General features: G+C 67.3%; 18 protein-coding genes, 1 other RNA gene and 8 pseudogenes. 22 read left to right on the top strand and 5 right to left on the bottom strand.

The window, feature by feature from the left end; genetic code table 11:
• The first annotated feature begins 4 nt into the window (after nt 1-4).
• From glyA to QC826_RS20425, 10 genes and pseudogenes are all read left to right on the top strand, one after another.
• A pseudogene (gene glyA, locus QC826_RS20470) lies at nt 5-1,253 on the top strand (serine hydroxymethyltransferase).
• A 79-nt stretch (nt 1,254-1,332) separates the two neighbouring features.
• Nucleotides 1,333-1,804: pseudogene (nrdR, locus tag QC826_RS20465) on the top strand (transcriptional regulator NrdR).
• 140 nt (nt 1,805-1,944) lie between these two features.
• Entirely contained in the window at nt 1,945-2,511 is a 567-nt protein-coding gene (gene pilV, locus QC826_RS20460; protein WP_279762210.1) for a type IV pilus modification protein PilV, read from the top strand.
• Complete coding sequence (locus tag QC826_RS20455) at nt 2,508-3,485, top strand: PilW family protein (protein ID WP_279762209.1); 978 nt, start codon at nt 2,508-2,510, stop codon at nt 3,483-3,485. Before pilV ends, QC826_RS20455 begins: the two co-directional genes overlap by 4 nt.
• A gap of 1 nt (nt 3,486) precedes the next feature.
• Nucleotides 3,487-4,080 carry a PilX N-terminal domain-containing pilus assembly protein gene (locus tag QC826_RS20450; protein WP_279762208.1) on the top strand — a complete coding sequence of 198 codons (594 nt, stop codon included), beginning with the start codon at nt 3,487-3,489 and terminating at the stop codon, nt 4,078-4,080.
• A 9-nt stretch (nt 4,081-4,089) separates the two neighbouring features.
• Nucleotides 4,090-6,297, top strand: a complete 2,208-nt coding sequence (locus QC826_RS20445; RefSeq protein WP_279762207.1) for a pilus assembly protein — start codon at nt 4,090-4,092, stop codon at nt 6,295-6,297.
• Nucleotides 6,298-6,427: 130 nt separating this feature from the next.
• The gene (locus QC826_RS20440) at nt 6,428-6,877 is read left to right on the top strand and encodes a type IV pilin protein (RefSeq protein WP_279762206.1); all 450 of its coding nucleotides are present in this window, start codon (nt 6,428-6,430) and stop codon (nt 6,875-6,877) included.
• Nucleotides 6,874-7,434, top strand: a complete 561-nt coding sequence (locus QC826_RS20435; protein WP_279762205.1) for a GspH/FimT family protein — start codon at nt 6,874-6,876, stop codon at nt 7,432-7,434. The genes QC826_RS20440 and QC826_RS20435 overlap by 4 nt, the downstream gene beginning before the upstream one ends.
• 144 nt (nt 7,435-7,578) lie before the next feature.
• Nucleotides 7,579-8,648: pseudogene (ribD, locus tag QC826_RS20430) on the top strand (bifunctional diaminohydroxyphosphoribosylaminopyrimidine deaminase/5-amino-6-(5-phosphoribosylamino)uracil reductase RibD).
• A 12-nt stretch (nt 8,649-8,660) separates the two neighbouring features.
• Complete coding sequence (locus QC826_RS20425) at nt 8,661-9,293, top strand: riboflavin synthase (protein ID WP_279762204.1); 633 nt, start codon at nt 8,661-8,663, stop codon at nt 9,291-9,293.
• A gap of 61 nt (nt 9,294-9,354) precedes the next feature.
• Here the strand turns inward: QC826_RS20425 and QC826_RS31745 are convergent.
• Nucleotides 9,355-9,456: pseudogene (locus tag QC826_RS31745) on the bottom strand (PEP-CTERM sorting domain-containing protein); the annotation flags it as partial.
• A gap of 851 nt (nt 9,457-10,307) precedes the next feature.
• On the opposite strand from QC826_RS31745, the gene QC826_RS20415 reads away from it, so the two are divergent.
• Nucleotides 10,308-10,724 (top strand): hypothetical protein, encoded by a 417-nt coding sequence (locus QC826_RS20415; protein ID WP_279762202.1) that lies wholly within the window; start codon nt 10,308-10,310, stop codon nt 10,722-10,724.
• Nucleotides 10,725-10,942: 218 nt separating this feature from the next.
• Here QC826_RS20415 and tnpA read toward each other — a convergent pair whose 3' ends face one another.
• Nucleotides 10,943-11,368 (bottom strand): IS200/IS605 family transposase, encoded by a 426-nt coding sequence (gene tnpA / locus QC826_RS20410; protein WP_279762201.1) that lies wholly within the window; start codon nt 11,366-11,368, stop codon nt 10,943-10,945.
• A 21-nt stretch (nt 11,369-11,389) separates the two neighbouring features.
• Here tnpA and QC826_RS20405 point away from each other — a divergent pair, with 21 nt between their 5' ends.
• The 4 genes and pseudogenes from QC826_RS20405 to nusB all read left to right on the top strand — a co-directional run bounded on the left by QC826_RS20405 (nt 11,390) and on the right by nusB (nt 14,940).
• Nucleotides 11,390-12,631 carry a transposase gene (locus QC826_RS20405; RefSeq protein ID WP_279762200.1) on the top strand — a complete coding sequence of 414 codons (1,242 nt, stop codon included), beginning with the start codon at nt 11,390-11,392 and terminating at the stop codon, nt 12,629-12,631.
• 128 nt (nt 12,632-12,759) lie between these two features.
• Nucleotides 12,760-13,870 (top strand): annotated as a pseudogene (ribBA, locus tag QC826_RS20400) (bifunctional 3,4-dihydroxy-2-butanone-4-phosphate synthase/GTP cyclohydrolase II).
• Between the two features lie 36 nt (nt 13,871-13,906).
• Nucleotides 13,907-14,395 carry a 6,7-dimethyl-8-ribityllumazine synthase gene (ribH, locus tag QC826_RS20395; protein ID WP_279762199.1) on the top strand — a complete coding sequence of 163 codons (489 nt, stop codon included), beginning with the start codon at nt 13,907-13,909 and terminating at the stop codon, nt 14,393-14,395.
• A gap of 80 nt (nt 14,396-14,475) precedes the next feature.
• On the top strand, nt 14,476-14,940 hold the full coding sequence (gene nusB / locus QC826_RS20390) for a transcription antitermination factor NusB (protein WP_279762198.1): 465 nt from the start codon (nt 14,476-14,478) through the stop codon (nt 14,938-14,940).
• 193 nt (nt 14,941-15,133) lie between these two features.
• Here the strand turns inward: nusB and QC826_RS20385 are convergent, their stop codons facing one another.
• Nucleotides 15,134-16,036: a LysR family transcriptional regulator gene (locus QC826_RS20385; RefSeq protein ID WP_279762197.1), complete on the bottom strand. Its 903-nt coding sequence runs from the start codon at nt 16,034-16,036 to the stop codon at nt 15,134-15,136.
• 186 nt (nt 16,037-16,222) lie between these two features.
• Between QC826_RS20385 and QC826_RS20380 the strand changes: the two genes are divergently transcribed.
• Nucleotides 16,223-16,732 (top strand): nucleoside deaminase, encoded by a 510-nt coding sequence (locus tag QC826_RS20380; RefSeq protein ID WP_279762196.1) that lies wholly within the window; start codon nt 16,223-16,225, stop codon nt 16,730-16,732.
• Nucleotides 16,733-16,798: 66 nt separating this feature from the next.
• Here the strand turns inward: QC826_RS20380 and QC826_RS20375 are convergent.
• Nucleotides 16,799-17,693 (bottom strand): annotated as a pseudogene (locus QC826_RS20375) (transglycosylase SLT domain-containing protein).
• A 473-nt stretch (nt 17,694-18,166) separates the two neighbouring features.
• Between QC826_RS20375 and ubiD the strand changes: the two are divergent.
• Nucleotides 18,167-19,651, top strand: a complete 1,485-nt coding sequence (gene ubiD / locus QC826_RS20370; RefSeq protein WP_093388347.1) for a 4-hydroxy-3-polyprenylbenzoate decarboxylase — start codon at nt 18,167-18,169, stop codon at nt 19,649-19,651.
• 69 nt (nt 19,652-19,720) lie between these two features.
• An RNA gene (gene ffs / locus QC826_RS20365) (signal recognition particle sRNA small type) lies at nt 19,721-19,818 on the top strand.
• 62 nt (nt 19,819-19,880) lie between these two features.
• Here the strand turns inward: ffs and QC826_RS20360 are convergent.
• A complete protein-coding gene (locus tag QC826_RS20360) occupies nt 19,881-20,552 on the bottom strand; it encodes a hypothetical protein (RefSeq protein WP_279762195.1) in 672 nt (223 codons plus the stop codon).
• 254 nt (nt 20,553-20,806) lie between these two features.
• On the opposite strand from QC826_RS20360, the pseudogene dnaX reads away from it, so the two are divergent.
• The 4 genes and pseudogenes from dnaX to QC826_RS31740 form a co-directional block, all read left to right on the top strand.
• Nucleotides 20,807-23,522: pseudogene (dnaX, locus tag QC826_RS20355) on the top strand (DNA polymerase III subunit gamma/tau).
• 41 nt (nt 23,523-23,563) lie between these two features.
• Nucleotides 23,564-23,890 (top strand): YbaB/EbfC family nucleoid-associated protein, encoded by a 327-nt coding sequence (locus QC826_RS20350; RefSeq protein WP_093388350.1) that lies wholly within the window; start codon nt 23,564-23,566, stop codon nt 23,888-23,890.
• 38 nt (nt 23,891-23,928) lie between these two features.
• Nucleotides 23,929-24,519 (top strand): recombination mediator RecR, encoded by a 591-nt coding sequence (gene recR, locus QC826_RS20345; protein WP_093388351.1) that lies wholly within the window; start codon nt 23,929-23,931, stop codon nt 24,517-24,519.
• A gap of 237 nt (nt 24,520-24,756) precedes the next feature.
• Nucleotides 24,757-25,841 (top strand): annotated as a pseudogene (locus QC826_RS31740) (CaiB/BaiF CoA transferase family protein); the annotation flags it as partial.
• Nucleotides 25,842-25,884 lie beyond the last annotated feature (43 nt).

The following is a 25,884-nucleotide window of genomic DNA, read 5'->3' as shown; positions in this document are numbered from 1 at the left end:
TTTCATGTTCGCAAAAGATCACACCCTCGCCAATGTCGACCCGGAATTGTTCGGCGCCATCCAGAAGGAAAACACCCGCCAGCACGACCACATCGAGCTGATCGCGTCGGAGAACTACACCTCGCCGGCCGTGATGGAAGCGCAGGGTTCGCAGCTGACCAACAAATACGCCGAAGGCTACCCGGGCAAGCGCTACTACGGCGGCTGCGAGTACGTCGACGTCGTCGAGCAACTGGCGATCGACCGTGTCAAGCAACTGTTCGGCGCCGAGGCGGCCAACGTGCAGCCGAACTCGGGTTCGCAGGCCAACCAGGGCGTGTTCTTCGCCGTGCTGAAACCGGGCGACACCATCATGGGCATGTCGCTGGCCGAAGGCGGCCACCTGACCCACGGCATGCCGCTCAACATGTCCGGCAAGTGGTTCAACGTCGTCTCCTACGGTCTGACCGAGGCGGAAGACATCGACTACGTCGCCATGGAAGCGCTGGCCAAGGAACACAAGCCCAAGCTGATCATCGCCGGCGCCTCGGCGTTCTCGAAAAAGATCGACTTCGAACGCTTCGCCGCCGTGGCCAAGGCCGTCGGCGCCTACTTCATGGTCGACATGGCCCACTACGCCGGCCTGATCGCCGCCGGCCTGTACCCGAACCCGGTGCCGCACGCCGACTTCGTCACCTCGACCACGCACAAGTCGCTGCGCGGCCCGCGCGGCGGCATCATCCTGATGAAGGCCGAGTTCGAGAAGATCATCAACTCGGCGATCTTCCCCGGCATCCAGGGCGGTCCGCTGATGCACGTGATCGCCGGCAAGGCGGTCGCCTTCGAAGGAGGCGCTGCAGCCTGAGTTCAAGGCCTACCAGCAACAAGTGGTGATCAACGCCGACGTGCTGGCCAAGACCCTGATCAAGCGCGGCCTGCGCATCGTCTCCGGCGGCACCGAGTCGCACGTGATGCTGGTCGATCTGCGCGCCAAGAACCTGACCGGCAAGGAAGCCGAGGCGATCCTCGGTTCGGCCCACATCACCACCAACAAGAACGGCATCCCGAACGACCCGCAGAAACCCTTCGTCACCTCGGGCATCCGCCTGGGCAGCCCGGCGATGACGACGCGCGGTTTCAAGGAGGCCGAGGCCGAAGAGGTGGGCAACCTGATCGCCGACGTGCTGGACAACCCGCACGACGCCGCCACCATCGAACGCGTCAAAGCGGCCGTCAAGGTGCTGGCCGACAAGTACCCGGTCTACGCCGCCTAAGCTGCGCCGTCCGGTAGTAGGGCGCCGGCCTCGGCCGGCGCCTGTTTCAGATGTTCAATGCACGTAGTAGCCCGCCAAGATGAAATGTCCGTTCTGTCAGCATGAGGAAACCCAGGTTAGTCGATACCCGCGTATCGGAGGAGGGCGACGCCATCCGCCGGCGCCGGCGTTGCGGCAAATGCGATAAACGATTTACCACCTACGAGCGGATCGAACTTGTGATGCCGTTCGTGGTCAAAAAGAACGGCAGCCGTACCGAGTACGCTGCGGCTAAGTTGCGCGGCAGTCTGATGCTGGCCTTGCGCAAGCGTCCCGTTGCGGCCGCCTCCGTCGACACGGCGATCCAGTCGATCGAAGAGAAGTTGCTCACCAGCGGCAAGCGCGAGGTCGATTCCGGCTACATCGGCGAGCTGGTGATGCAGGAGCTCAAGCGGCTCGACAACGTCGCCTACATCCGCTTCGCCTCCGTCTACAAGAATTTCGAGGATCTGGCCGAGTTCCAGGACGCCATCGCCGAAGTGGGCCAGGAGCGCAAGCCGCGCAAGCCCTGAGGCGAACCCGGCCGCAGCCGAGGCCTCACATTTTCCCGCCATCCCGTCGGCGCGCCGCGCGCGCTTGACGCACCGCATACCCCCACCGTCGCACACTGTTAAGGTCGTTCTCAGTCCCTGCTGAGATGTGGAGGTGTGCGATGCGCTCCCGTGCCGCCGGTTTCGCCATGCTCGAAGTGCTGCTCGCCATCATGTTGCTGGCGCTCGGCGTGCTCGGTGGCGCCGCCATGCAGTTGACGGCGCTGCGCACGCGCCACCAGTCGGCCCTGTTGTCGCGGGCGATGCAATTGGCCACCGGCCTGGCCGAGCAGATGCGCGCCAATCCCGCGCAGATGCGCCTGGCCGACGGCGCCAATCCCTACCTTTCCTTGCGTTACGACGCGCTGGCCGAGCCGAACCCGGCGCCGCCGGCGGCGCTGTGCTTCGGCGCCGGCGCGCGCTGCGACAGCGCCGAGCTGGCCTGGTTCGACCTTTACCAGTTGAAGTCGCTGGTGCGCCAGGGCTTGCCGGGCGGGCGCGCCGTGGTCTGCCGCGACCGCGCCGTCTGGCAGGGCGGCCGGCTGCGCTGGCAGTGCGACGGCGGCGCCGACGCGCCGCTGGTCATCAAGATCGGCTGGCAGCACAAGAACCCGGACGGCAGCGCGCTGCGCGACGAGGACGGCCAGTTCGCGCCCGGCGTGGCGCTGGCCGTGGGGGCGGCGCCGTGAGCGCGCCATGGCCGTCGCCGTCGCCGTTGCCGTCGCTCCAGCGCGGGCTGACGCTGGTGGAGATCATGGTGTCCTTGGCGATCGGCATGCTGGTGGTGTTGGTGGCCAGCGCCCTGCTGGTGGGCGCCAACGGCAACTACCTGAACCACGGCGAGAGCATGCGCCTGCAGGACGGCGGCCGCTACGCGCTCGACATCGTCGGCCAGGCGGTGCGCCAGGCCGGCTACGTGAACTGGGACGGCGCGACGGCGCCGGCGGCCTTGGTCGCCGAGCTCGACGCCGGCGTGGCCGGCCTGGACGCGCGCGCGCTGAGCCGGGGCGCCGAGGGCATCGAGGCGCCGCTGCCCGGCGCCGTCAACGGCAGCGACGTGCTGGCGCTGCGCTACAGCGGCTCCGGCGCGGGCGGCAACGGCGACGGCTCGGTGCTCAACTGCGCCGGCTTCGGCGTCGCCGCGCCGGCGTCGCCGGCAGGGCGCGGCTGGAGCATTTTCTATGTCGCCGTCGGCAGCGACGGCGAGGCCGAGCTGCGCTGCAAATACCGCGGCGCCAACGGCTGGGGCGCCGACGCCATCGTGCGCGGCGTCGACTCGTTCCAGGTGCTGTACGGCATCGACAGCGACACGCCGGCCGACGGCGCGCCGAATGTCTACGTCAACGCGACGGCGCTCGAGGCGCTCGACGACGCGCTGGCGCTGGTCGGCGCCAACGCCGCCGAGCGGGCGCGCGACCGGCTGCGCAAGACCTGGTGGAAGCGGGTGCGCAGCGTCAAGATCGCTTTGCTGCTGCACGGCGAGGTGGGCTCGCGGCCCGAGCAGCCGCCGGCCAGCTACGACCTGTTCGGCCGCGACTACAGCGACGCCCACGGCGGCGACAGCGGCGTGCGCGTGAACGAGGCGGACCTGGCGCCGGCGCTGCGCCAGCGGGCGCGCCAGCAGTTCTCCGCCACGCTGTTCCTGCGCAACGGTGGCGGCTAGCATGCGGCCGGCGCGTTGGCGGCAGCGCGGCGTGGCCCTGCTGGTCACCGTGTTGATGCTGATCGCGGTGGTGTTGGTGGGCGCGTCGGCGGCGCGCCTGGCCTTGCAGGGGGAGACGGCGGCGCGCGGGGATCGCGATCGACAGATCGCATTTGAGGCGGCGGAGGAGGGCTTGATGGATGCGGAGCGAGATATCGACAGCGGCCTGTTCGCGGCGCGCAGCGTGTTGTTCCTGGCCGGCAGCGCGCTCGGCTTCGACGACGGCTGCGGCGACGGGCGGATCGACAACCTGGGCCTGTGCGGCCGGGCCGAAGACCCGGCGGCGCCGGCTTGGCAGCGTGTCGACCTGGCCGGCGACGCGGCCGGCGCGCGCTCGGTCGAGTACGGCAGCTTCACCGGCGCCAACATGCGCACCGGCGAGGGCGCGCTGCCGTTCAAGCGGCCGCGCTATGTGATCGAGCGTCTGCCCTACCACCGGCCGGGCGAGGAGGTGGGGGCGGCGCCGGCCTATGTCTACCGCGTGACGGCGATCGGCTTCGGCGCGCGGCCCGGCACCGAGGTGGTGCTGCAAAGCGTGTATCGCAAGCCGGACTGAGGAGCGGACATGGTGGCGTACATATCATTGGCGGCGTTGCTGTGGCTGGCGTTGGCGCCGCCCCGTGGCTTGGCCGCGCCGCCCCCGTTGGCGATTGCCGCCGAGCCGTTGACGGTCGGCTGCGCGCTCGCCGGCCCCGCCGCGCCAGCGCGCCTGCACGGCGCGGCGGTGGCGCCGCCGTCGGTCGGCGGCGACATCTTCCAGGCCGATTTCCAGCCGGCCGACTGGAGCGGGCACGTGCTGCGCTACGGCTTGACGCTCGACGCCGGCGGCGCGGTGGCCGGGCCGCCGAAGTGGGACGCGGGCGAGATCCTCACCGGCGCGCCTGGCCAGCCGGCGCGGCCGGAACCGGCGCGGCGCAACATCCACAGCGCCGTCGCGCGGGCGGACGGCACGCTCGATTCCGTTCCCTTCGAGTGGGCGGAGTTGTCTCCCGGCCAGCGCGCGGCGTTGAACCTGGCGCCGTCGCAGAACCAAGGAACGTCGCAGAGCCAAACGACGTTGGCGGGCGCCGCCCTTGGCGCCGCGCCGGCCGTGGCGGCGGGCAGCGCCGCCGCGCGCCGCAGCGACGGCCTCGGCGAGCAACGCCTGGCCTTCCTGCGCGGCGACCGCGCGCTGGAGGGCGGCCCCTTCCGGCGGCGCGACAGCGTGCTGGGCGATTCGCTGCACGCCACGCCGGTGTATGTGGGCGCGGCCTCGGCCGGCGGACGCGGCGCCGGCTACGAGGCGTTCTACCGGCGCAGCCTGGCGCGCCGTGGCGTGCTCTACCTCGGCGCCAACGACGGCATGCTGCACGCCTTCGACGCGGCCGACGGCGTCGAGCTGTACGCCTACGTGCCGCAGGCCGTGTTCGCCGCGCTGGGCCAGCTGAGCAGTCCGCGCTATGCGCACCGCGCCTACGTCGACGGGCCGGCCGGCGCCGGCGAGGCGCTGCTGGACGGGCAGTGGAAGAGCGTGCTGGTGTCCGGCCTGGGCGGCGGCGGCCAGGGTGTGTTCGCGCTCGACGTCAGCGACCCCGAACGGCTGGGGCCGGACACGCTGTTGTGGGAGTTCGGCGACGCCGACGACCCGGCGATGGGCAACGTGGTCGGTGTGCCGCAGATCGCCAGGCTGCGCGTGCGGACGGTGTCGGGCGTGGCCGAGTTGCGCCACTTCGCCGTGGTCGCCAGCGGCCTGAACAACTATGTCGACGACGGCCACCGCACGGCGGCGGGCGAGGGCGCCTTGTTCCTGCTGGCGCTGGACAAGCCGCGCGGCACGCCGTGGCGGCGCAACGTCAACTACTACCGGCTCGGCACGCCGGTCGCCGATCCCACGCTGGCCAACGCGCTGGGGCCGCCGGCGCTGGCGGCCGACGCCGACGGCGCCTTGCGCTACGCCTATGCCGGCGATCTGCAGGGCAATCTGTGGCGCTTCGACTTCTCCGCCGGCGCGCCGTGGAGCGGTGCGGTCGGCCCCGGCGCCGGCCGCGCGCCGTTGTTCGTCGCGCGCGCCGCCGGCGGCGAGCGCCAACCGATCAGCCAGCAGCCCCGGCTGGCGTTCGCCAACGGCGGCGGCTATTTGGTGCTGTTCGGCACCGGCCGGTTGATCGAACAAGCCGACCGCCTGCCGGCGCGCTATGCGCAGCAGTCCTGGTACGGCATCATCGACAGCCTGGCGCAGCCGGCCGAGCTGGTGGCCGGCCGCCGCGACCTGAGCGAGCGCGTCGCCGTCGCCATCTCCACCGGCGGCGGCGGCAACGGCGCGGGCGGCGGCTATGCGTTCGCCGGCGCGCCGCTGGCGCCTGGCAGCAAGGGTTGGTACATCGACTTCCCCCGCTCGGCCGAAACAGGCGAACGTAGTTTGGCCAGCGCCGTGCTGGCCGGCGGCCAATTGTTCTTCGACACGCTGCTGCCGGCGCGCGACCCCTGCGCCGCCGCGCTGTCGCGCAGCTACGCGCTCGACGTGCTCGACGGCGTGGCCGCCGCCACCGGCCGGCCGCAGCCGGACTACGCGCCCACCGCGCCCTTGTTAAGGCAGACGGCCGTTGCCAATGGCGCGCGCGCCGCCAGCGGACAAATCGCGCAGCGCAAGACCGTCGCCATTGTCCGCTTTCGTGCCGAGCAGGCCGCGCCGCTGGCCCAGGCCGGCAGCGTCGGCCTGGCCATGCCGGCCGGCCGCCTGAGCTGGCGCGAGGTGGCCAACTGGCGCGAGTTGCACGAGGCGGTGCGGCCGTGAGCGCGTCGCGTTACAAGCAGCAACGCAACAACGCGGCAACGCAGAGACGTAACAACGCATTAATTTAGCAACGCAGCAACGCAGCAACGCAGCAACGTCGCAATGCGGCAACGTGGAGAAGGAGCCCGCCATGACCGAGCGTCGCGGTTTCACCCTGATCGAAGTGTTGGTGGTGCTGGTCGTCCTGTGCGCGCTGGCGGCGCAGGCGGCGCCCAGCCTGCACCGCTTCGTCGTGCGGACCAAGCGCACCGAGGCGCAGGCCGCGCTGCTGCAACTGATGCAGCAGCAGGAGCGCTTCTATTCGCAGCACAACCGCTACATCGCGTTCTCGTCCGGCGCCAGCGACGCGCAGGCGAAACTGTTCAAATGGTGGAGCGGCGGCAGCGCCGCCCGCAGCGCCTACGAGATCGAGGGCAAGGCCTGCGACGGCGAGCTCATCGAGCAGTGCGTGCAGTTGATCGCCATGCCCGGCACCGCCAAGGTCGACCAGGTGTTCAAGGACGAGGACTGCGGCCAACTGATCCTGACCAGCAACGGCCAGCGCCTGGCCACCGGCGCCGCGCCGCGCTGCTGGCCATGAAGCGCCGCCGCGCCGCGCCCTGCGGCACCACCCTGGTCGAGTTGTTGTTCGCGCTGGCGCTGCTCGCCATCCTGGCGGGCGCGGCGGCGCCGGCCTACCAGCAACTGATCGCCCGCCAGCAACTGCGCGCCGCCGTCAACGATCTGCACGGCGCCATCGACCTGGCCCGCTCGCAGGCGATCGCGCGCGGCGGCCGCGTGCTGCTGGCGCCGCTGGAGCCGGGCGGCGCCGACTGGCGCCTGGGCTGGGTGGTGTTCGTCGACCGCAACGGCGACCGCCGCCCCAACGCCGGCGACGAGCGGCTCTACCAGCAGGGTCCGGTGGCCGACGGCATCCGCATCGCCGGCGCGTTCTCGGCCGGCGCCGCGCCGCCCTACCTGGCCTACAACGGCGCCGGCCGCAGCTGCGCGGCGGGCAACAGCCTGGCGGCGCGCTGGGGCACGCTGTCCTTGGTGCAGGGCAGGCAGGTGCGCAACCTGAAGATCAACATGCTGGGCCGGGTGCGGGTGTGCGACCCACAACTGCGCCCGGCCGGCTGTTCCAGCGCGCCGGAGTAGGCGGCGCCGGCCGCGCCGCCCCGGCGGCGGCGCTTTTGCCTATAATGTCGTGCCGGACAGCGCGCCAGCGCGCGCCGCCGGCCCGACCAACACCAGACAGGCACCCGACAGCACACTGTGGACATACGCACCGATCTCGAAGGCATGACGCTGGCCCTGCAATGGGCCGCCAAAGGGCTGTACACCACCTCGCCCAATCCGCACATCGGCTGCGTGATCGTCAAGGACGGCCGCGTCGTCGGCGCCGGGGTGACCCAGGCCGCCGGCCACGACCATGCCGAGATCCAGGCGCTGAAGGACGCCGCCGCGCGGGGCCACGACGTGCGCGGTGCCACCGCCTACGTGACCCTGGAGCCGTGCAACCATTTCGGCCGCACGCCGCCCTGCTCGGACGCGCTGGTGCGCGCCGGCCTGGGCCGCGTGGTGGCGGCGATGGATGACCCCAACCCGCTGGTGGCCGGGCAGGGCATGGCCAAGCTGGCGGCGGCCGGCATCGCCGTGTCGAGCGGCCTGCTGGCCGACGCCGCCTACGAGCTCAACATCGGCTTCTTCTCGCGCATGCGGCGGGCCTGCCGTGGGTGCGCATGAAGAGCGCCGCCAGCCTGGACGGCATGACCGCGCTGCACAACGGCCAGAGCCAGTGGATCACCGGCGCCGAGGCGCGCGCCGACGGCCACGCCTGGCGCGCCCGCGCCTGCGCCATCCTGACCGGCATCGGCACCGTCAAGGCCGACGATCCGCAACTGAACGTGCGCGCCGTCGACACGCCGCGCCAGCCGCGCCGCATCGTCGTCGACAGCCGGCTCGACACCGACCCGGCGGCCCGCGTGCTGGCCGGCGGCGGCACCTGGATCGCCGCCGCCGTGCCCGACGCCGCCAAGGAGGCCGCCTTGCGCGCCGCCGGCGCGGAAATTATCATGCTGCCCAACGCGGCCGGCAAGGTCGACCTGGCCGAGCTGATGCGCGAGCTGGGCCGGCGCCAGATCAACGAGCTGCACGTCGAGGCAGGCGCCAAGCTGAACGGTTCGCTGATCCGCGAGGGCTGCGTCGACGAGCTGCTGTTGTATGTGGCGCCGACCCTGCTGGGCGAGGCGCAGGGCATGTTCGCGCTGCCGGCCTTGACGTCGCTGGCGCAGCAGCGCCGCCTGAAATTCCACGAGGTGCGGCAGATCGGCGACGATTTGCGTATCCTTGCCAGATTCAACCCACTTTAAGATTGGTATCGCATGTTTACTGGAATCGTCGCCGCCATCGGCAAAATTGAATCGGTCCAACCCCTGGCCGGCGGCCTGGAGGCGGGCGTGCGCCTGAGCATCCACGCCGGCGGCCTGCCGCTGGCCGACGTCGCGCTGGGCGACTCGATCGCCATCAACGGCGCCTGCATGACGGTGGTCGAGAAGTCGGCCAACGGCTTCGTGGTCGACGTCTCGCGCGAGAGTTTGAACTGCACCGTCGGCCTGGACACCACCACCGAGGTCAACCTGGAAAAGGCGCTGACCCTGGCCGAGCGCCTGGGCGGCCACCTGGTGTCGGGCCACGTCGACGGCCTCGGCGTGGTGCGCAAGTTCGAGGCGGTCGGCGAGTCCTGGGAGCTGGTGGTCGAGGCGCCGCACGAGCTGGCCAAGTACCTGGCCTTCAAGGGTTCGATCGTGGTCAACGGCGTGTCGCTGACGGTCAACCGGGTGAGCGACATCGGCAGCGGCAACGAGCTGGTCTGCCAGTTCTCGATCAACCTGATTCCGCACACCATCGCCATGACCACCCTCAAGCATTTGCGCGTGGACGGCAAGGTCAACCTGGAGATCGACTTGATCGCCCGCTACGTGGAACGCATGTTGTCGGTCGCCAAGGCCGGCTAGTCAGGGCGTCGCGGCCGGTCCGGGGCCGGCCCCGGGCGGGCGGCGCGCCGCCCGTGCCCGCCTAGCGGGCCGACTTGCGGCGCCGCGACAGCGCGCCGATTCCCAGCAGACCCAGCGCCATCATGGCGTAGGTGTCGGGTTCCGGCACCGCCGTCACGCTCAGCGTGGTTTGCGGCGTGAACAGATAGCGATACTCCGAGTAGTCCTCCAAGCCATAGGTGACGGCGACGCCGCTCTCGATGCCGTAACGGCCGTCGAGTTCGCCGTCCGGCCGGTAGTAGGAAGCGAACACCGTCAGCGACAGCGCACCGCCCAGTTGGTAGGAGAAGCTGGGCGCCGCGCAGGTGACGTGGTAGCCGCAGTTGAGGTGGTTGGCGCCGGCCACGTCGAGCCGGCTCAGTTCGCTCAGCTGGATGATGTTGTCGTGGTTCAAGTCCTCGCCCGTGAACGAGCCGCTGGCCGTCATGGTCGGGTCGAAGGTGTGCGAATACTCGTCAAGAAAGCCGGTGTAGACGAAGTTCCATTGGGCGCCCGCGGCCTGCGCGGCGAGCGAGCAGGATGCCAGCAAGCTGGCGCACAGCAATTTCTGAAGCATGTGATTCCCCTTTTTGTGGTCGAACGGATGGCTTGCCAGCGCCGCGCGGGTTTCTCTGGACTGGCGCGACGCTGGAACGATATTATCAGATTGAAAATGTTTTCCTGGAGGTAATTGGGTTAATTGATAACTTTCGCCATTCCCGGTGTCTTTGTCGTTTTTTGCGCACGAAATGGTGATAATGTGCGTAAATGTGTGGGGAAAACACTCGTTATTGCTTGAAAATGATGGTTTTCTGGCGGCTAGTCAATGCGCTGTATTTAACAAAATCCCCATCGTGCCGCCCGGCGCGCCGCGCCGCCTTGGCGGGGCAATTCTTTGCTATCGGATAGAAAAATCCGGCCTATATTGTACTGAGGTGCTATTCGCTAGCAATGGCGCCACAGGGTATACACGCAATGCAGTCATGGAGGATTATCATGAGCAGGATATTGCTAGGAATGATCGTGGGCGCCATCTCTTTGGCCGCCGCGGCACAGGAGTCGGCGCCAATGGCGGAGGGGCCGGTGATTTCGGTGCCGGCGGCGCTGCATCGTGGCTTGTCGGCGGATTTCGACACCTACATCGGCGCGTACAATCTGTCGAACGGCCAAACGCTGACCTTGACCATGCACTGGACCAGGATGTACGCGACACTGGACTCGGGCAAGAAGATGGAAATCGTCAGCACCGGGAAGAATTCCTACGTGGCGCTGAACCGGCAACTGAGAATGAACCTAGACCGGCGCGACGATGGTGAGGTCAAAGGCGAGCTGTGGCTGGTGGTGCCGGCCAACGTGGCCGACGTGAACGACGGCCGCACGGCCCTCATGCACGCCTTGCTGGCGCAGCAATAGTTGTCATGGCGGGTGGGCGGGCGGTCCGCCAGGGCCGCCGCCGGCGCCGTGATCGCGGTGCCGGCACCCGCCGGCCATTCCCGCCGCATTCCCTTGCCGTCCCCGCTTGCCGCGATTGTCACGCGGCCCCTCTGGACAGTTGACCGAGTGCGCGGCAAGCCCCGTCCTTCAGGACGGGGTCAAGAGCGCGGACGGCGCAGCCGTCCGGTTTGGTGCATCTAGTGCGGTGTCTGCTGCTGCTGCTGCTGCTCGATGTACTGGCGGATAACTGCAATGGGCGCACCACCACAGCTGCCTGCGAAGTAGGATGGCGACCACAACGCGCCTCCCCATAGTTTCTTGCGGATGCTCGGATAGTTCTTCTTCCGAATCATCCGGCTCGACACGCCCTTCAGGCTGTTCACTAGATTCGAGACGGAAACCTTGGGCGGGTAGTTCACCAGCAGATGTACATGATCGTCCTCGCCATCGAATTCCACCAGTTCGGACTCGAAGTCCGCGCAGACGCTTGCAAAGATTAGTCTGAGGTCGTCGAGTATCTCTTTTGTAAAGACTTCGCGACGGTATTTTGTTACGAAGACCAAATGAACATGCATCACAAAAACACAGTGTCTACCGTGGCGAATCTCATTGTCTTTATCCATAGGCCAAACTATAATCCAAGTATGGAACGTCTACAAGCCTTCAAGTACGAACTGATGCCGGACGGTGAGCAAGCGCGCGACATGCGCCGCTTCGCCGGGGCGTGCCGGTTCGTCTACAACAAGGCACTGGCGATGCAAAAAGACAATCACGAGGCGGGCAACAAGTTCATCGGCTTCGCCGGGCTGTGCAAGGCGCTCACTGGATGGCGCCAAGGCGCCGAAACGCCGTGGCTCCAAGAGGCGCCCTGCCATCCGCTGCAACAAGCGTTGAAGGATTTGGACAAGGCGTACAAGAATTTTTTCGAGAAACGGGCCGATTTCCCCAGCTTCAAGCGCAAAGGCAGCGGCGGCGGTTTTCGCTACCCGGACCCGAAGCAAATCAAGCTCGACGAGGCGAACGAGCGCATCTTCCTGCCCAAGCTCGGCTGGCTGCGTTACCGCAACAGCCGCGACGTGCTGGGCGAGGTGCGCAATGTGACCGTGAGCCAGTCGGGCGGCAAATGGTTCGCGGCTATCCAGACGCAACGCGAAGTCGAACCGCCTTTGCCCACGGCGACGACGGCCATCGGCATCGATGTCGGCATCGCCCGCTTCGCCACGATGAGCGACGGCAGCTTCGTCGCACCACTCAACAGTTTCAAGAAGCACCAACAGAACCTTGCCCGCTACCAGCGGCGCATGAGCCGCAAGGTCAAGTTCAGCAGCAATTGGAAGAAGGCGAAAGCCCGCGTCCAGAGGATTCACATCGGCATCGCCAACGCCCGCAAAGACTTCCTGCACAAGACCACAACGACGATCAGCAAAAGCCACGCGCTCGTCTGCATTGAGGACTTGCAGGTACGCAATATGTCCAGGTCTTCCAAAGGTACTGTCGAACAACCGGGCAAGAAGGTCAGCCAAAAGTCGGGCCTGAACCGCGCCATTCTCGATCAGGGATGGGGCGAGTTTCGTCGTCAGCTTGGCTATAAGCTTGCATGGAACGGCGGCATGTTGCTGGCCGTGCCACCGCACCATACCAGCCAGACATGCCCGGCTTGCGGCCACGTCTCAAAAGACAATCGGCAGACGCAGGCTTCATTTCTGTGCGTCGACTGTGGCTACGAAAATCACGCCGATGTTGTTGGCGCGATCAATGTTTTAGCGCGAGGACATCGCGTCTTAGCCTGTGGAGAGTCGGCGCATTCAGGCCGCTCGATGAAGCAGGAACCCACCGAAGCGACCCGTAGGTCATCACGCGGCGCCGTAGGAATCCCCGTCCATTAGGGCGGGGGGGGTGTCAACATGTTTGCCGGCCGAATGGCGCCAAAAACCCTTAATTGCGGTTGCCGCGCGCTAAATCCTTTAAAATAGCAGGTTAGGGTAAGTTTCTGCTTCGTTCAAAGGATTAAAAAATGTCTATTTCCAGCACCGAAGAAATCGTTGCCGAACTGCGCGCCGGGCGCATGGTCATCCTGGTCGACGAGGAAGACCGGGAAAACGAAGGTGATCTGGTACTCGCGGCCGACTTCGTCACCCCCGAGGCGATCAACTTCATGGTCAAGCACGCCCGCGGCCTGGTCTGCCTGACCTTGACCGAGGAGCGTTGCGACCTGCTGAACCTGTCGATGATGTCGGCCCGCAACGGCACCGCCTTCGGCACCAACTTCACCGTGTCGATCGAGGCGGCCGAGGGCGTGACCACCGGCATTTCCGCCGCCGACCGCGCCAAGACCATCCAGGTGGCGGTGGCCAAGGGCACCACGCCGGCCGACATCGTCCAGCCCGGCCACATTTTCCCGCTGAAGGCGCAAAAGGGCGGCGTGCTGATGCGCGCCGGCCATACCGAGGCCGGTTGCGACCTGACCACCATGGCCGGCCTGACGCCGGCCTCGGTGATCTGCGAGATCCTCAAGGACGACGGCACCATGGCGCGCCTGCCCGACCTGCTCGAGTTCGCCAAGGAGCACGGCTTTGAAGATCGGCACCATCGCCGACCTGATCCACTACCGCAGCCAGAACGAGTGCCTGGTCGAGCGCATCGCCGAGCGCCCGGTGCACACGGCGCAGGGCAGCTTCCGCCTTGTCGCCTTCCGCGACAAGCCGAGCGGCTCGGCCCACCTGGCCCTGGTGCACGGCGAGCTCGAGCGCGGCAAGGAGGCGCTGGTGCGCGTGCACCAGCCGGTCTCCATCCTCGACCTGCTCGAATCCGAGGCGACCACCCACTCGTGGAACATCTCCTCGTCGCTGGCGGCCATCAAGGCGGCCGAGTGCGGCGTGATGGTGTTGCTCAACTGCGAGGAGTCGGCCGACCAGCTGTTCGCCCAGTTCGCCGCGCTGGACGCGCCGGAAGCCAAGCCGAAGGGCCGCGCCGCCAGCATGGACCTGCGCAGCTACGGCATCGGCGCGCAAATCCTGCGCGCCCTGGGCGTGAGCAAGATGCAGTTGCTGGCCAGCCCGCGCAAGATGCCGTCGATGACCGGCTTCGACCTGGAAGTGACCGGCTATCTGGCCAAACCCGAATAATTGATTGATTGACCCAACATTGAGAAGAGGTATCCCATGACTGTAGGCAGCTACGAAAGCAATTTCTCCGGCGAAGGTTTGCGCGTCGGCATCGTCCAAGCCCGTTTCAACGAAGTCGTCTGCGACGGCCTGCGCGACGCCTGCCTGGCCGAGCTGAAGAAGCTCGGCGTGGCCGACGAGGACGTGCTGCACGTGTCCGTGCCGGGCGCGCTGGAAATTCCGCTGATTCTGCAAAAGATGGCCGAATCGCAGCAGTTCGACGCGCTGATCGCGCTCGGCGCCATCATCCGCGGCGAGACCTACCACTTCGAGCTGGTCTCGAACGAGTCGGGCGCCGGCATCACCCGCATCGGCCTGGACTTCGGCATTCCCATCGCCAACGCCGTGCTGACCACCGAGAACGACGAGCAGGCCGAAGTGCGCATGGCCGTCAAGGGCGCCGAGGCGGCCCGCGTGGCCGTCGAGATGGCCAACCTGGCCATCGCGCTGGAAGAGTTGAACCCGGACGCCGGCGACGAAGAGTAAGAACGGGGCGCGGTCCCGGCCAGCCCGGCGGCCGCGCGCCGGATTTTGTAGAACGAATTGAGAAGAACAGGTAAGAAACCATGATAGAGAAAACTTTGCACGCCAACCCTAGCAAGAACCGTACGCCGCGCCACCGCGCGCGTGAGTTTGCGTTGCAGGGTTTGTACCAGTGGCTGCTCAACAATGAGGACGCCACCAAGGTCGTCAACAACATCCGCGCCGCCCACGGTTTCGACAAGGCCGACAGCGACCACTTCACGGTGTTGCTGTACGGTACTATCAAGGATTCCGTGGCCCTGCGCGAGACCTTCGCGCCGCTGGTCGACCGTAGCATCCACGAGCTGTCGCCGATCGAACACGCGGTGCTGCTGATCGGTGCCTTCGAGTTGAAGAACAACATGGAAATCCCTTACCGCGTCGTCATCAACGAAGCGGTCGAGCTGACCAAGTCCTTCGGCGGCATCGACGGCCACAAATACGTCAACGGCGTGCTCGACAAGCTGGCCGCCAAGCTGCGTCCGGAAGAAGTCGCCAAGGGCCGCTAAGCCGACGCCGGGCGCATGCCGCCGCGCCCAAATGAGCCGGGACGACAGCGTGACTGTCGTCCCGGCTTTTTTATTACCCCGCACCCCGATACGCCACGGTCGGGGTCGGACCCCGTATGGGGTCCGACCCCTGGTCTGTGGGGTTGGGGCCGGCGTCCCGCAGGCGCCTGAAAAGTCTTTTTCGTCCGGAGTTTTAGAGTGTGGTGGGGTTGCCGTTGCGGTCCAGCTCGAACACCTTGTGGCGGCGCAGGCGTTCGCGCAGCCACAGGCCGGCCTTGCCCAGCGCCCGCGTGTTGGCCCACAGCAGGTCGACGCCGACCAGCCAGTCGGTGTGCGGGTAGGCGGCCAGCTGCAGCTCGACCAGTTCGCCCCCGGCCAGCTGGCCGGCGACCAGCTGGCGCGGCAGCGTGGTCCAGCCCAGGCCGGCGCGGGTCAGCTCGAGCAGGGCCAGGTAGTCCTCGGCGCGCCAGCAGCGGCTGGCGCCCAGGTATTCGCTGCTGGCCAGCTTGTCGCCGTGGGCGCTGAACAGCAGGCGGCGGTGGCGGTGCAGCTCGCTGAAGCTGATCTGCCGCATGCCGGCCAGCGGATGGGCGCGGCCGACCACATGACTGAGGATCAATTTGCCCATCTGCATGAAGCCGAGGTCGCGCGGATAGTCGGGCTGGGCGAAGCAGACGCCCAGCTGGGCCTGGCCGGCCAGCAGCAGGCCGCCGATGTCGCCCTGGCGCGGTTGGCGCAGGTCCAGGTCGACGTGGGGGAATTGCGCGGCGAACTCGTCCAGCGGCGCCAGCAGCGCGGCGTAGGGCAGTTCGACCACCAGCGTCAGGCTGGCCTCGATCTGGCCACCCAGGCTGTGCGCCTGCGCCTCCAGCTCGTAGCAGCGCTCCAGCACGGCCTGCGCCTCGAGCAGCAGCTTGCGGCCGGCCTCGGTCGGCAGCGGCAGCTTGCCGCTGCGGTCGAACAGGGGCAGACCCAGGTCGATCTCCAGGTTGGCGATGGCCATGCTGACGCTCGACTGGGTCTTGCCCAGCTGCCGCGCGGCGGCCGAGAAGGAGCCGGTCTTGGCCACCAGCACCAGCGTTTGTAGTTGTTCCAAGGAATAACGCAAGGCGGTCTCTCCCGATCCATCAAAAATATCGATGGATACTGATTTGTTCTAATTGGTTTGATGCATGGATGATGGCATATCGCGGCGCCGCTGGCCAGTTTTCGGCGGCGCCATCGCGCCAGCGGCCTCGTAAGGGGGCGCCACGGCGTTTTCTCATTCCACCAGGAGCATTCCATGCATCAGCAGAACACGCCGGCGAGCGCCGCCCTGAGCACCGTCGAACTGGCTTTGTTGCGCGAGGCCATAGAATTGTCGGCGCAGGCGCGGCGCGACGGCCGCCATCCCTTCGCCGCGCTGGTGGCCAACGAGCTTGGCGAGGTCGTCGCGCGCGCCGGCAACAACTCGATGCCGCCGCAGGGCGACCCGACCCAGCACGCCGAGCTGGTGGCGGCGGCGCGGGCCGCCAAGCTGTTGACGCCGGAGCAGCTGGCCAAATGCACGCTGTATACCAGTGCCGAGCCTTGCTGCATGTGTTCCGGCGCCATCTACTGGACCAATATCGGCCGCGTGGTGTACGCGCTGTCCGAGCACGGCCTGCTGGAGTTGACCGGCGCCCATCCCGAGAACCCGACTTTTTCGCTGCCCTGCCGCGAGGTGTTCGCGCGCGGCCAGCACCGGGTCGAGGTGCTGGGGCCGATGCTGGAGGCGGAGGCGGCCCGGCCGCATGCGGGGTTTTGGAAGTAGAAATGAAAAAACCACCTCGCGGTGGTTTTTTATTGTCGGCCGTGGCCGTGGCAATGTAAGGCGGGTTTACAGGCCGGCGATCTCGGTTTTCACCTTGTCGGCGCTGGCAACGGTGTTGTTTTCCTTCGGCGCGGCTGGCGCGGCGGCCATCATCGGCGTGATGGTCGGTACTTTTTTGCCGGCCGACACTTGCTTGAGGCGCTGGTACTCGGCCAGCACGCGCGAGCCGTAGCCGTCGTCGTGTTCGAAGGCGGCGGCGCCGACGTAGGTTTTCAGGCCGGCTTCGACCGAACCGCCACGGGTCACGTAATCCTTGAGGATCAGCGAGCCGACGCGGATGTTGGCGACCGGATTCAGGGCCGCTTGCACGCCGCCCATGTCCTGGAACTTGTCGTGGTGCACCTTGGACATGATTTGCATCAGGCCCTGGGCGCCGACCGGGCTTTCGGCGAACGGGTTCAGACCCGATTCGATCGCCATCACGGCCAGGATCAGCAGCGGGTCGAGCTTGATTTCACGCGCCGTCAGATAGGCGGTCGAGACCAGCATGTTGGCGGCGTCGCCGGCCACGCGGTAGCGCTTGGACAGCCAGGAGGTGACCCATTGCTGTTGCTTCTGGGTGCCCAGCAGGGCCTTCTCTTCGGCCGTCAGCGCTGCGGCGGCGGTGGCGGCGGCCGGCTTGGCCGGTGCCTCCATCAGGGCCGACAGCGGCGGGGCGGTGACGACGGCCACTTCGGCCGCCGGCTCCGGTGCCAGCAACCTTGGACAATTGCTTGACCAGGTCCGGACGGAGAAACAATACCGCGATCACGACCAGGGCCGAAATACCGAAAATTGTCAGTGTGTGTTGTGCGGTCGTCAGCACACCACGTGCCGATACGCGCGACGTGGCGAACCACGCGGCTGGCTGGCGGGCCAGTTGTTGGGCAAGCTGAGTTGCACCATTAAAACGATTAGTCATGGAAGTCCCCTGAAATGTCCGTAACGAGCGAGTCCCTGCCGCGCTAAACGCAGCGAATGGAGTGCCAATGCCGTGCATCAGAAATATCATCGTCCGTCGCCGCTGGGAGCGCGCGTTGGACGCCGTCATTGCTTGCCTGAGCTGATCTTTCCCTGTGGTATTTGATCAGTCGCAATACAACTTTTTTCGGGGGTAAGGCAGACGCCTTTTGAAAACACTCCTTAAAATGCCATATGGAGCCCCGACTCCGTGAATGAATGAGTGACAGTAAATATGTGGTCGAAAAACCATGTCCTCTTCAAGTAGGGCAAATTGTAGAAGCCGTTTTATATCAAGTCAATACTAACGAAAGCGTTTGTTATTACTTTTAAATCTTACATTTTCGCTTGCATTGCGCGTAAAACCAATAAAATCAATCACTTGACCGGGATTTCTCAGTCACGCCGTTCACTGTCACAAAAATTAAAAAAAACATGAAATATACAGATTTGCGAGATTTTATTTCTCAACTGCAACGAATGGACGAACTTAAGCCCATTTTGTTGCCAATTTCCCCCCATTTAGAGATGACCGAGGTCTGCGACCGCACTTTGCGCGCCGGCGGACCGGCTCTATTGTTCCAAAATCCGACCGGCCACAGCATGCCGGTGCTGGCCAATCTGTTCGGCACGCCGCGCCGGGTGGCGCTGGGCATGGGCGCCGAGGACGTCAGCGAACTGCGCAAGATCGGCCACGTGCTGGCCCGCTTGAAGGAGCCGGAACCGCCCAAGGGCTTCAAGGATCTGCTGGGCCTGGGCTCGCTGGTCAAGGCGGTGTGGGACATGTCGCCGAAGGAATTGCGCGGCGCGCCCTGCCAGGAAATCGTCTGGGAGGGCCAGGACGTCGACCTGTCGCGCCTGCCGATCCAGCACTGCTGGCCGGGCGACGTGGCGCCGCTGATCACCTGGGGCCTGGTGATCACCAAGGGGCCCAATAAGAAGCGGCAAAACCTGGGCATCTACCGCCAGCAGGTGCTCGGTCCTAATAAGGTGATCATGCGCTGGTTGGCGCACCGGGGCGGCGCGCTGGACTTCCGCGAGCACGCCGTGCAGAGCAAGGGCCAGCCGTATCCGATCTGCGTGGCGCTGGGCGCCGACCCGGCCACCATCCTGGGCGCGGTGACGCCGGTGCCGGACAGCCTGTCCGAATACCAGTTCGCCGGCCTGTTGCGCGGCAGCCGCACCGAGCTGGTCAAGGCGATCGGCAGCGAACTGCGGGTGCCGGCCTCGGCCGAGATCGTGCTGGAGGGCCACATCTATCCCGACGCCAACCATCCGTCCGGCTACGAGCACGCGCTGGAGGGGCCGTACGGCGACCACACCGGCTATTACAACGAGCAGGACTCCTTTCCGGTGTTCACCATCGACCGCATCACCATGCGGCGCGACCCGATCTACCACTCGACCTACACCGGCAAGCCGCCCGACGAGCCGGCCGTGCTGGGCCTGGCGCTGAACGAGGTGTTCATCCCGCTGCTGCAAAAGCAGTTCAGCGAAATCACCGACTTCTATCTGCCGCCCGAGGGCTGCAGCTACCGCATGGCGGTGGTGCAGATCAAGAAGCAGTACGCCGGCCATGCCAAGCGGGTGATGTTCGGCGTGTGGAGCTTCCTGCGCCAGTTCATGTATACCAAGTTCATCGTGGTGGTCGACGAGGACGTCAACATCCGCGACTGGAAAGAGGTGATCTGGGCGATTACCACCCGGGTCGACCCGACGCGCGACACCACCCTGGTCGACAACACGCCGATCGACTACCTGGACTTCGCTTCGCCCGTCAGCGGCCTGGGCAGCAAGATGGGCATCGACGCCACCAACAAGTGGCCGGGCGAGACCAACCGCGAGTGGGGCACCACCATCGCCATGACGCCGGCCGTCAAGGCCAAGGTCGACGAGATCTGGCAGCAGCTGGGGCTGTAGTTTCGCCGTCGTTTCGCCGGCCTGCGCGGCACTTCCCACGAAGTCGCCAGGTCGGTTATAATTGCCCTCGGCGGGCCCTGCGCATTGTGGCACGGCTAACCTGGTCAGGTCGGGAACGAAGCAGCCACGGCTGTTACCCATAAGTGCCGCAGATCAGGCTCGCCTCCTTCGGGAATTCATACAAAAAAAGCTGCCTCGGCAGCTTTTATTGTTTCCGGACCCAATACGCCTACTTGGTGTCCGTGTCGAGCTCCACCTCGCGCGGCCGTTCCGACGCCACCATCAGCGGATTCTCCCTCAGCAGCGCGTCGTCCGGCTTGAGCCAGATCTCGTTGCGGGCGTCGCTGCTGTACTGCTTGACGCCGTCGTGCGCCTGGATCTTCAACTGGGCCGGCTTGGCGAACTTGAACACCACCGACTTGATCGAGGGCGCGAACAGGCTCAGCGCGCCGGCCACCTGCTTGATCGCCGCGTTGGCCTGCGGCACGCTGCCCATCGCGCTGGCGTAGCTCCACTGCTGGCCCTCGGGCAGCACGGCGTTCATGCCGAAGCCGATGGCCGCCTTCTCGCCCTTGGGCATCTGGGTCCAGATCTTGGCGTCCTCGCCGATCCATTTGGCCACCGGCACCATGCTCAGGCGGCCGTCGGCCGTCACCGGCAGCGCCGTGCGGCCGCCCGAGTGGACCACGGTCAGCGCCATGTCGGCCGGCTTGATCGCCTTGTTCTTCGGTGCGAAGGTGATGTAGACGGCCACCTTGTCGCGCTCGGCGGCGGGCAGGGCGTAGAACTTGTCGAACTTGGTGACCTCCAGCAGTTTCTTATAGGGGATCCATTCGCGCTCCTCGGTGGCCAGGGCGGAGAAGGAGAGGGGCAGCAGGGCCAGCAATGCAAGTTTTTTCATTTTTGTCATGTTGAAATAAAAATAAATTGTAGGCGATCGCGCCGCGCCGCGCTATGCCGTATCCGTCACCGGCCTTGGGCAAATCTTCAGCTTGGCTATGCTACCCGGCAACCCGCTGCGGTGCCGAGTTAGCCAAGCTGGTGCCAGCTTGTTACAATTGCCGTTTTTACGCATCCGGCGAACTTTGCCAAGGCACTTGCGCGCAGCCGCGCAGGATTGACCGCTCCACCCGCTATCTACGGTAAAATCTCAGCATGTCCTATCAAGTCCTCGCCCGTAAATACCGCCCCAAGAATTTCGAAACGCTCGTCGGCCAGGAGCACGTCGTGCGCGCGCTGACGCACGCCTTGCACAGCGGTCGCCTGCACCACGCCTATTTGTTCACCGGAACACGCGGGGTGGGCAAGACCACGCTGTCGCGCATTTTGGCCAAATCGCTCAACTGCATCGGCCCGGACGGCAACGGCGGCATCACCGCCACGCCCTGCGGCGTGTGCGAGGCCTGCACGGCGATCGACGCCGGCCGCTTCGTCGACTATATAGAGATGGACGCGGCGTCCAACCGCGGCGTCGACGAGATGGCGCAGTTGCTGGAACAGGCGGTGTACGCGCCGTCCAACGCCCGCTTCAGAGGTCTATATGATCGACGAGGTGCACATGCTGACCAACCACGCCTTCAACTCGATGTTGAAGACGCTGGAGGAACCACCCGAGCACGTCAAGTTCATCCTGGCCACGACCGACCCGCAAAAGATTCCCGTGACGGTGCTGTCGCGCTGCCTGCAGTTCAACCTGAAGCAGATGCCGCCCGGCCACATCATCAGCCACCTGGACAATATTCTCGGCCAGGAGGGCATCACCTTCGAGCAGCCGGCCTTGCGCCTGCTGGCCCAGGGCGCCCACGGCTCGATGCGCGACGCGCTGTCGCTGACCGACCAGGCCATCGCCTACGCCGCCGGCGAGGTGACCTTGGACGCGGTGCAGGGCATGCTGGGCGCGCTCGACCAGTCCTACCTGGTGCGCCTGCTCGACGCCTTGGCGCAGCAGGACGGCGCCGACCTGCTGGCCGTGGCCGACGAGATGGCCAGCCGCAGCCTGTCCTACAACGGCGCGCTGCAGGACCTAGGCACCTTGCTGCACCGCATCGCGCTGGCGCAGACCGTGCCGGCCGCGCTGCCGGCCGACCTGCCGGAATACGCCGACATCGTGCGTCTGGCCGCCGCCTTCGACGCCGAGGAAGTGCAACTGTATTACCAGATCGCCGTGCACGGCCGCAACGAACTGGGCCTGGCGCCCGACGAGTACGCCGGCTTCACCATGACGTTGCTGCGCATGCTGGCCTTTCGGCCCGGCGTAGGCGGCGCCGAGGGGGTGCCTGCCGCCGCGCCGATGGCGGCCCGTCCGGCCGCCGCCGCGCGCGCCGCCGCCATGCCGGCGGCCCGCGCCGCCAGCCATGCGGCCGCCAGCCACGCCACCGTGGTGCCGCCGGCCGTGGTGGCCGCCGCCGCCATGGCGCGCGCCGACGCGCCGGCATCGCGGCCGGTCGCCGCGCCGCTTGCCCATAGCGCCGCCGCGCCGGCAGCGGCCAGCGCGCCGCAGTACGCCGCGCCGGCCCAGCCGGCCCAGCCATCCCAGCCGGCCGGACCGGTCAGCACGGCCCGCGCCGCCATCAACGCCGCGCTGGAAGCGGCGCGGGCGGCGTCGAAGGTCGGCGGCAGCCGGCCGTCACCGGCGGCTGGTGCGACTGGCGCGTCGCCGGCACCGTCCGTGGCGCAGTCCGTGCCGGCAGCATCGTCCGCAGCGCAGTCGGCGTCGCCGGCATCGCCCGCAGCGGCGGGCGGCGCCGGCATGCCTGGCGCCGCGTCGGCTCCGGCCGCGTCCGCCGCACCGGCCGCGCTGGCGCCGCGCCCGGCCATGCCGTCGGCCCCGGCCGCGCCGCGCGGTCCGGCGCCGTGGGAGGACAGCCCGCCGCCGTCGACCGCGCTGGGCGAATCGAACACCGCCGTGCTGGAGGCGCCGGCGCGCCAGACCATGCAGCAGGCCGCGCCGATGGCGCAGCAGCCGCAACAGGCGCAACAGGCGCAACAGGCGCAGGCCGCCCAGCGGCCGCAGCAGCAAGGCGCGCAGCAAATGCCGCCGCCGGGCGCACACCAGATGCAACAGGGCGCGCAGCAGACCCAGCAAGCCCCGCAGCACGTTCCGCAGCAGGCGCAGCAGCAGATGCCGCCGCAGCAGGCCGCGCGCACCATGCCGCAGCAGTCGGGCTACCAGCCCGCGCAGCAAGCCCAGCCGGCCCGCCCGCCGGCGCCGGCCGCCGACGAGGATGAGCTACCGCCCTGGGTCACCGAATTTTCCGACGACACGGCCATCGCCCAAGCGGCGCCGGCCTCGTCCTCGTCCTCGTTCTCGTCTGCATCGTCTGCAGCGTCGACCGCGTTGGCCTCGGCCGCGCCGTCGGCCTACGCCGGCGACAACGCGCCGGCCTTCGCGCCGGTGCCGCGCGCCGCGCCCGCGCCGCTGCACGCGCCGCACGCCTACGTCATCACCCCGGTGCCCGAGCTGGACTGGGACGGCAACTGGCCGGCCGTGGCGGCCGCCCTGCCGCTGCGCGGCGTGGCGCAGCAACTGGCGATGCAGGCCGAGCTGCTCAGCTGCACCTTCGACGGCAACACCGTGGTGTTCGCCCTGCGCGTGCCGATCGAAACCTGGCGCACGCCGGGCAACGTCGACAAGCTCACCGCCGCCCTGTGCGAGCGCTTCGGCCGCACGGTGCGGGTGGAGACCGAGCTGGGCGCCGTCTGGTACACGGCCAGCGCCGAGGCCCAGGCGCACCGCGCCGCCTGCCAGCGCGCCGCCGAGGACACCATCGCCGGCGATCCATTCGTCAACAGCATGATCCGCGAGTTCGGCGCCTTCGTGGTGCCCGGCTCCATCGTGCCGCCGCCGGCCGCCTCGGCCACGCTGCATTGAACTAAACTATTTTTACCAATCCACTTACGGAGCAACCCATCATGATGAAGAACCAACTGGCCGGCTTGATGAAACAAGCGCAAGCAATGCAGGACAACATGAAAAAGGCGCAGGACCAACTGGCGCTGATCGACGTCGAAGGCCAGTCCGGCGCCGGCCTGGTCAAGGTGGTGATGAGCTGCAAGAACGACGTCAAGCGCGTCTCGATCGACCCGTCGCTGCTGGCCGACGACAAGGACATGCTGGAAGACCTGGTGGCGGCCGCCTTCAACGACGCCGTGCGCAAGGCCGAGGCGACCTCCGCCGAGAAACTGGGCGGCTTGACCTCCGGCATGAACCTGCCGGCCGGCTTCAAGATGCCGTTCTGAGCCACGCCGTCCACCGCAGCGCGCACCCGGCCTGATCCGTGTCCAAATCGCTCGAGTTCCTCACCGAGGCGCTGCGCCGGCTGCCCGGCGTCGGCCCCAAGTCGGCCCAGCGCATGGCCTTCCACCTGCTGCAGCACGACCGCGAGGGCGCGGCGATGTTGTCGCGCGCGCTGGGCCAGGCGGTCGAGGCGGTGCAGCACTGCGTGCTGTGCAACACCTTCACCGAGGAGGAGGTGTGCGACACCTGCAACGACGAGCGGCGCGACCGCCGCCTGTTGTGCGTGGTGGAGACGCCGGCCGACCAGTTGATGATCGAGCAGACCTTGACCTACAAGGGCCTGTACTTCGTGCTGATGGGGCGGCTGTCGCCGCTCGACGGCATCGGCCCGAAGGACATCCACCTGGAGAAGCTGGTGGCGCGCGCCAACGACGGCGTGGTCGGCGAGGTCGTGCTGGCCACCAACTTCACCAACGAGGGCGAGGCCACCGCGCACTACATCAGCGAGATGCTCAAGGCGCGCGGCCTGCGCGTCAGCCGGCTGGCGCGCGGCGTGCCGGTCGGTGGCGAGCTCGAGTATGTCGACGCCGGCACCATCGCCCGCGCCATGCTCGACCGCCGCGCCACTTGAGGCGGCGCTTGCTTGGGGCGGCCGTTGTGGTGTGCGCACAAGGCGCCGGGGATGTCGGCCAACCCCAGCGGCCAAAATCTAGGGTCGGACCCTAGGGTCCGACCCTGGCTCTGCGCCGTTGGGTGGTTTTGGCACCCTCTGCGCCTTGGATTGCGGCCTTATGGCCAGACCCTCGATCGCGCTGCTGGTTTTTCGACACTTCCCTCATCCCTGAAACCACCTTTTTAGGCTGCTGACATGACGCAATCCGCTTCCCCCGGCCCGCTGGCCGGCATCAAGGTCCTGGAGCTGGGCACACTGATCGCCGGGCCGTTCTGCGCCCGCATGCTGGCCGAGTTCGGCGCCGAGGTGATCAAGATCGAAACCCCCGGCAGCGGCGACCCGATCCGCCAGTGGCGCGTGCTGAAGGACGGCACCTCCCTGTGGTGGTCGGTGCAGGCGCGCAACAAGAAGAGCCTGACCCTGAACCTGAAGGACGCGCGCGGCCGCGCCATCGCCCGCCAGCTGGCGCTGGAGGCCGACATCATCATCGAGAACTACCGCCCCGGCGTGCTGGAGAAGTGGGAGCTGGGCTACGCGCAGTTGCAGGCCGTCAAGCCGGCGACCATCATGGTGCGCCTGTCCGGCTTCGGCCAGACCGGGCCGATGAGGACCTGCCCGGCTTCGGCGCCATCGGCGAGTCGATGGGCGGGCTGCGCTACGTGTCCGGCCACGCCGACCGGCCGCCGGTGCGGGTCGGCGTGTCGATCGGCGACTCGGTGGCGGCGCTGCACGGGGTGATCGGCGCGATGATGGCGCTGCGCCACCGCGACGCCACCGGCGGGCGCGAACACGGCCAGGGGCAGATGGTCGACGTCGCCCTGTACGAGTCGGTGTTCAACCTGATGGAGTCGCTGGTGCCCGAGTTCGACCACGCCGGCGTGGTGCGCGAGCGCACCGGCGGCGCCTTGCCCGGCATCGTGCCGTCCAACACCTACACCACCGCCGACGGCGAGAACATCGTCATCGCCGGCAACGGCGACGCCATCTTCAAGCGCCTGATGCTGGCCATCGGCCGCATCGACCTGGCCGGCGACCCCGGCCTGGCGCGCAACGACGGCCGCGTGCCGCGCACGCGGGAGATCGACGACGCCATCCAGGCCTGGTGCGACGGCCGGGACATAGCCGCCGCGTTGACGGTGCTGAAGGCGGCCGACGTGCCGGCCGGTAAAATCTACTCGGTGCGCGACATGATGACGGACCCGCAGTTCCTCGCCCGCGACATGTTCGAGCAGCACCATTTTCCCGACGGCACGCCGGTCAAGCTGCCGGCCATCTCGCCCAAGCTGTCGGCCACGCCGGGCCGGACGCAATGGATGGGGCCGA

Origin of the sequence: Rugamonas sp. DEMB1, assembly GCF_029834475.1 — a bacterium.
Classification (GTDB): Bacteria; Pseudomonadota; Gammaproteobacteria; order Burkholderiales; family Burkholderiaceae_D; genus Rugamonas; species Rugamonas rubra.
This window is presented reverse-complemented; position numbering and strand designations above follow the sequence as displayed.

Coding starts and splice junctions, on each gene's coding strand:
- ubiD (WP_093388347.1), top strand. CDS start 18,167: ATGAAATATACAGATTTGCGAGATTTTATTTCTCAACTGCAACGAATG.
- QC826_RS20440 (WP_279762206.1), top strand. CDS start 6,428: ATGACCGAGCGTCGCGGTTTCACCCTGATCGAAGTGTTGGTGGTGCTG.
- QC826_RS20415 (WP_279762202.1), top strand. CDS start 10,308: ATGAGCAGGATATTGCTAGGAATGATCGTGGGCGCCATCTCTTTGGCC.
- QC826_RS20445 (WP_279762207.1), top strand. CDS start 4,090: ATGGTGGCGTACATATCATTGGCGGCGTTGCTGTGGCTGGCGTTGGCG.
- tnpA (WP_279762201.1), bottom strand. CDS start 11,368: ATGGATAAAGACAATGAGATTCGCCACGGTAGACACTGTGTTTTTGTG.
- QC826_RS20405 (WP_279762200.1), top strand. CDS start 11,390: ATGGAACGTCTACAAGCCTTCAAGTACGAACTGATGCCGGACGGTGAG.
- QC826_RS20425 (WP_279762204.1), top strand. CDS start 8,661: ATGTTTACTGGAATCGTCGCCGCCATCGGCAAAATTGAATCGGTCCAA.
- QC826_RS20435 (WP_279762205.1), top strand. CDS start 6,874: ATGAAGCGCCGCCGCGCCGCGCCCTGCGGCACCACCCTGGTCGAGTTG.
- ribH (WP_279762199.1), top strand. CDS start 13,907: ATGACTGTAGGCAGCTACGAAAGCAATTTCTCCGGCGAAGGTTTGCGC.
- QC826_RS20450 (WP_279762208.1), top strand. CDS start 3,487: ATGCGGCCGGCGCGTTGGCGGCAGCGCGGCGTGGCCCTGCTGGTCACC.
- QC826_RS20360 (WP_279762195.1), bottom strand. CDS start 20,552: ATGAAAAAACTTGCATTGCTGGCCCTGCTGCCCCTCTCCTTCTCCGCC.
- pilV (WP_279762210.1), top strand. CDS start 1,945: ATGCGCTCCCGTGCCGCCGGTTTCGCCATGCTCGAAGTGCTGCTCGCC.
- QC826_RS20350 (WP_093388350.1), top strand. CDS start 23,564: ATGATGAAGAACCAACTGGCCGGCTTGATGAAACAAGCGCAAGCAATG.
- QC826_RS20380 (WP_279762196.1), top strand. CDS start 16,223: ATGCATCAGCAGAACACGCCGGCGAGCGCCGCCCTGAGCACCGTCGAA.
- nusB (WP_279762198.1), top strand. CDS start 14,476: ATGATAGAGAAAACTTTGCACGCCAACCCTAGCAAGAACCGTACGCCG.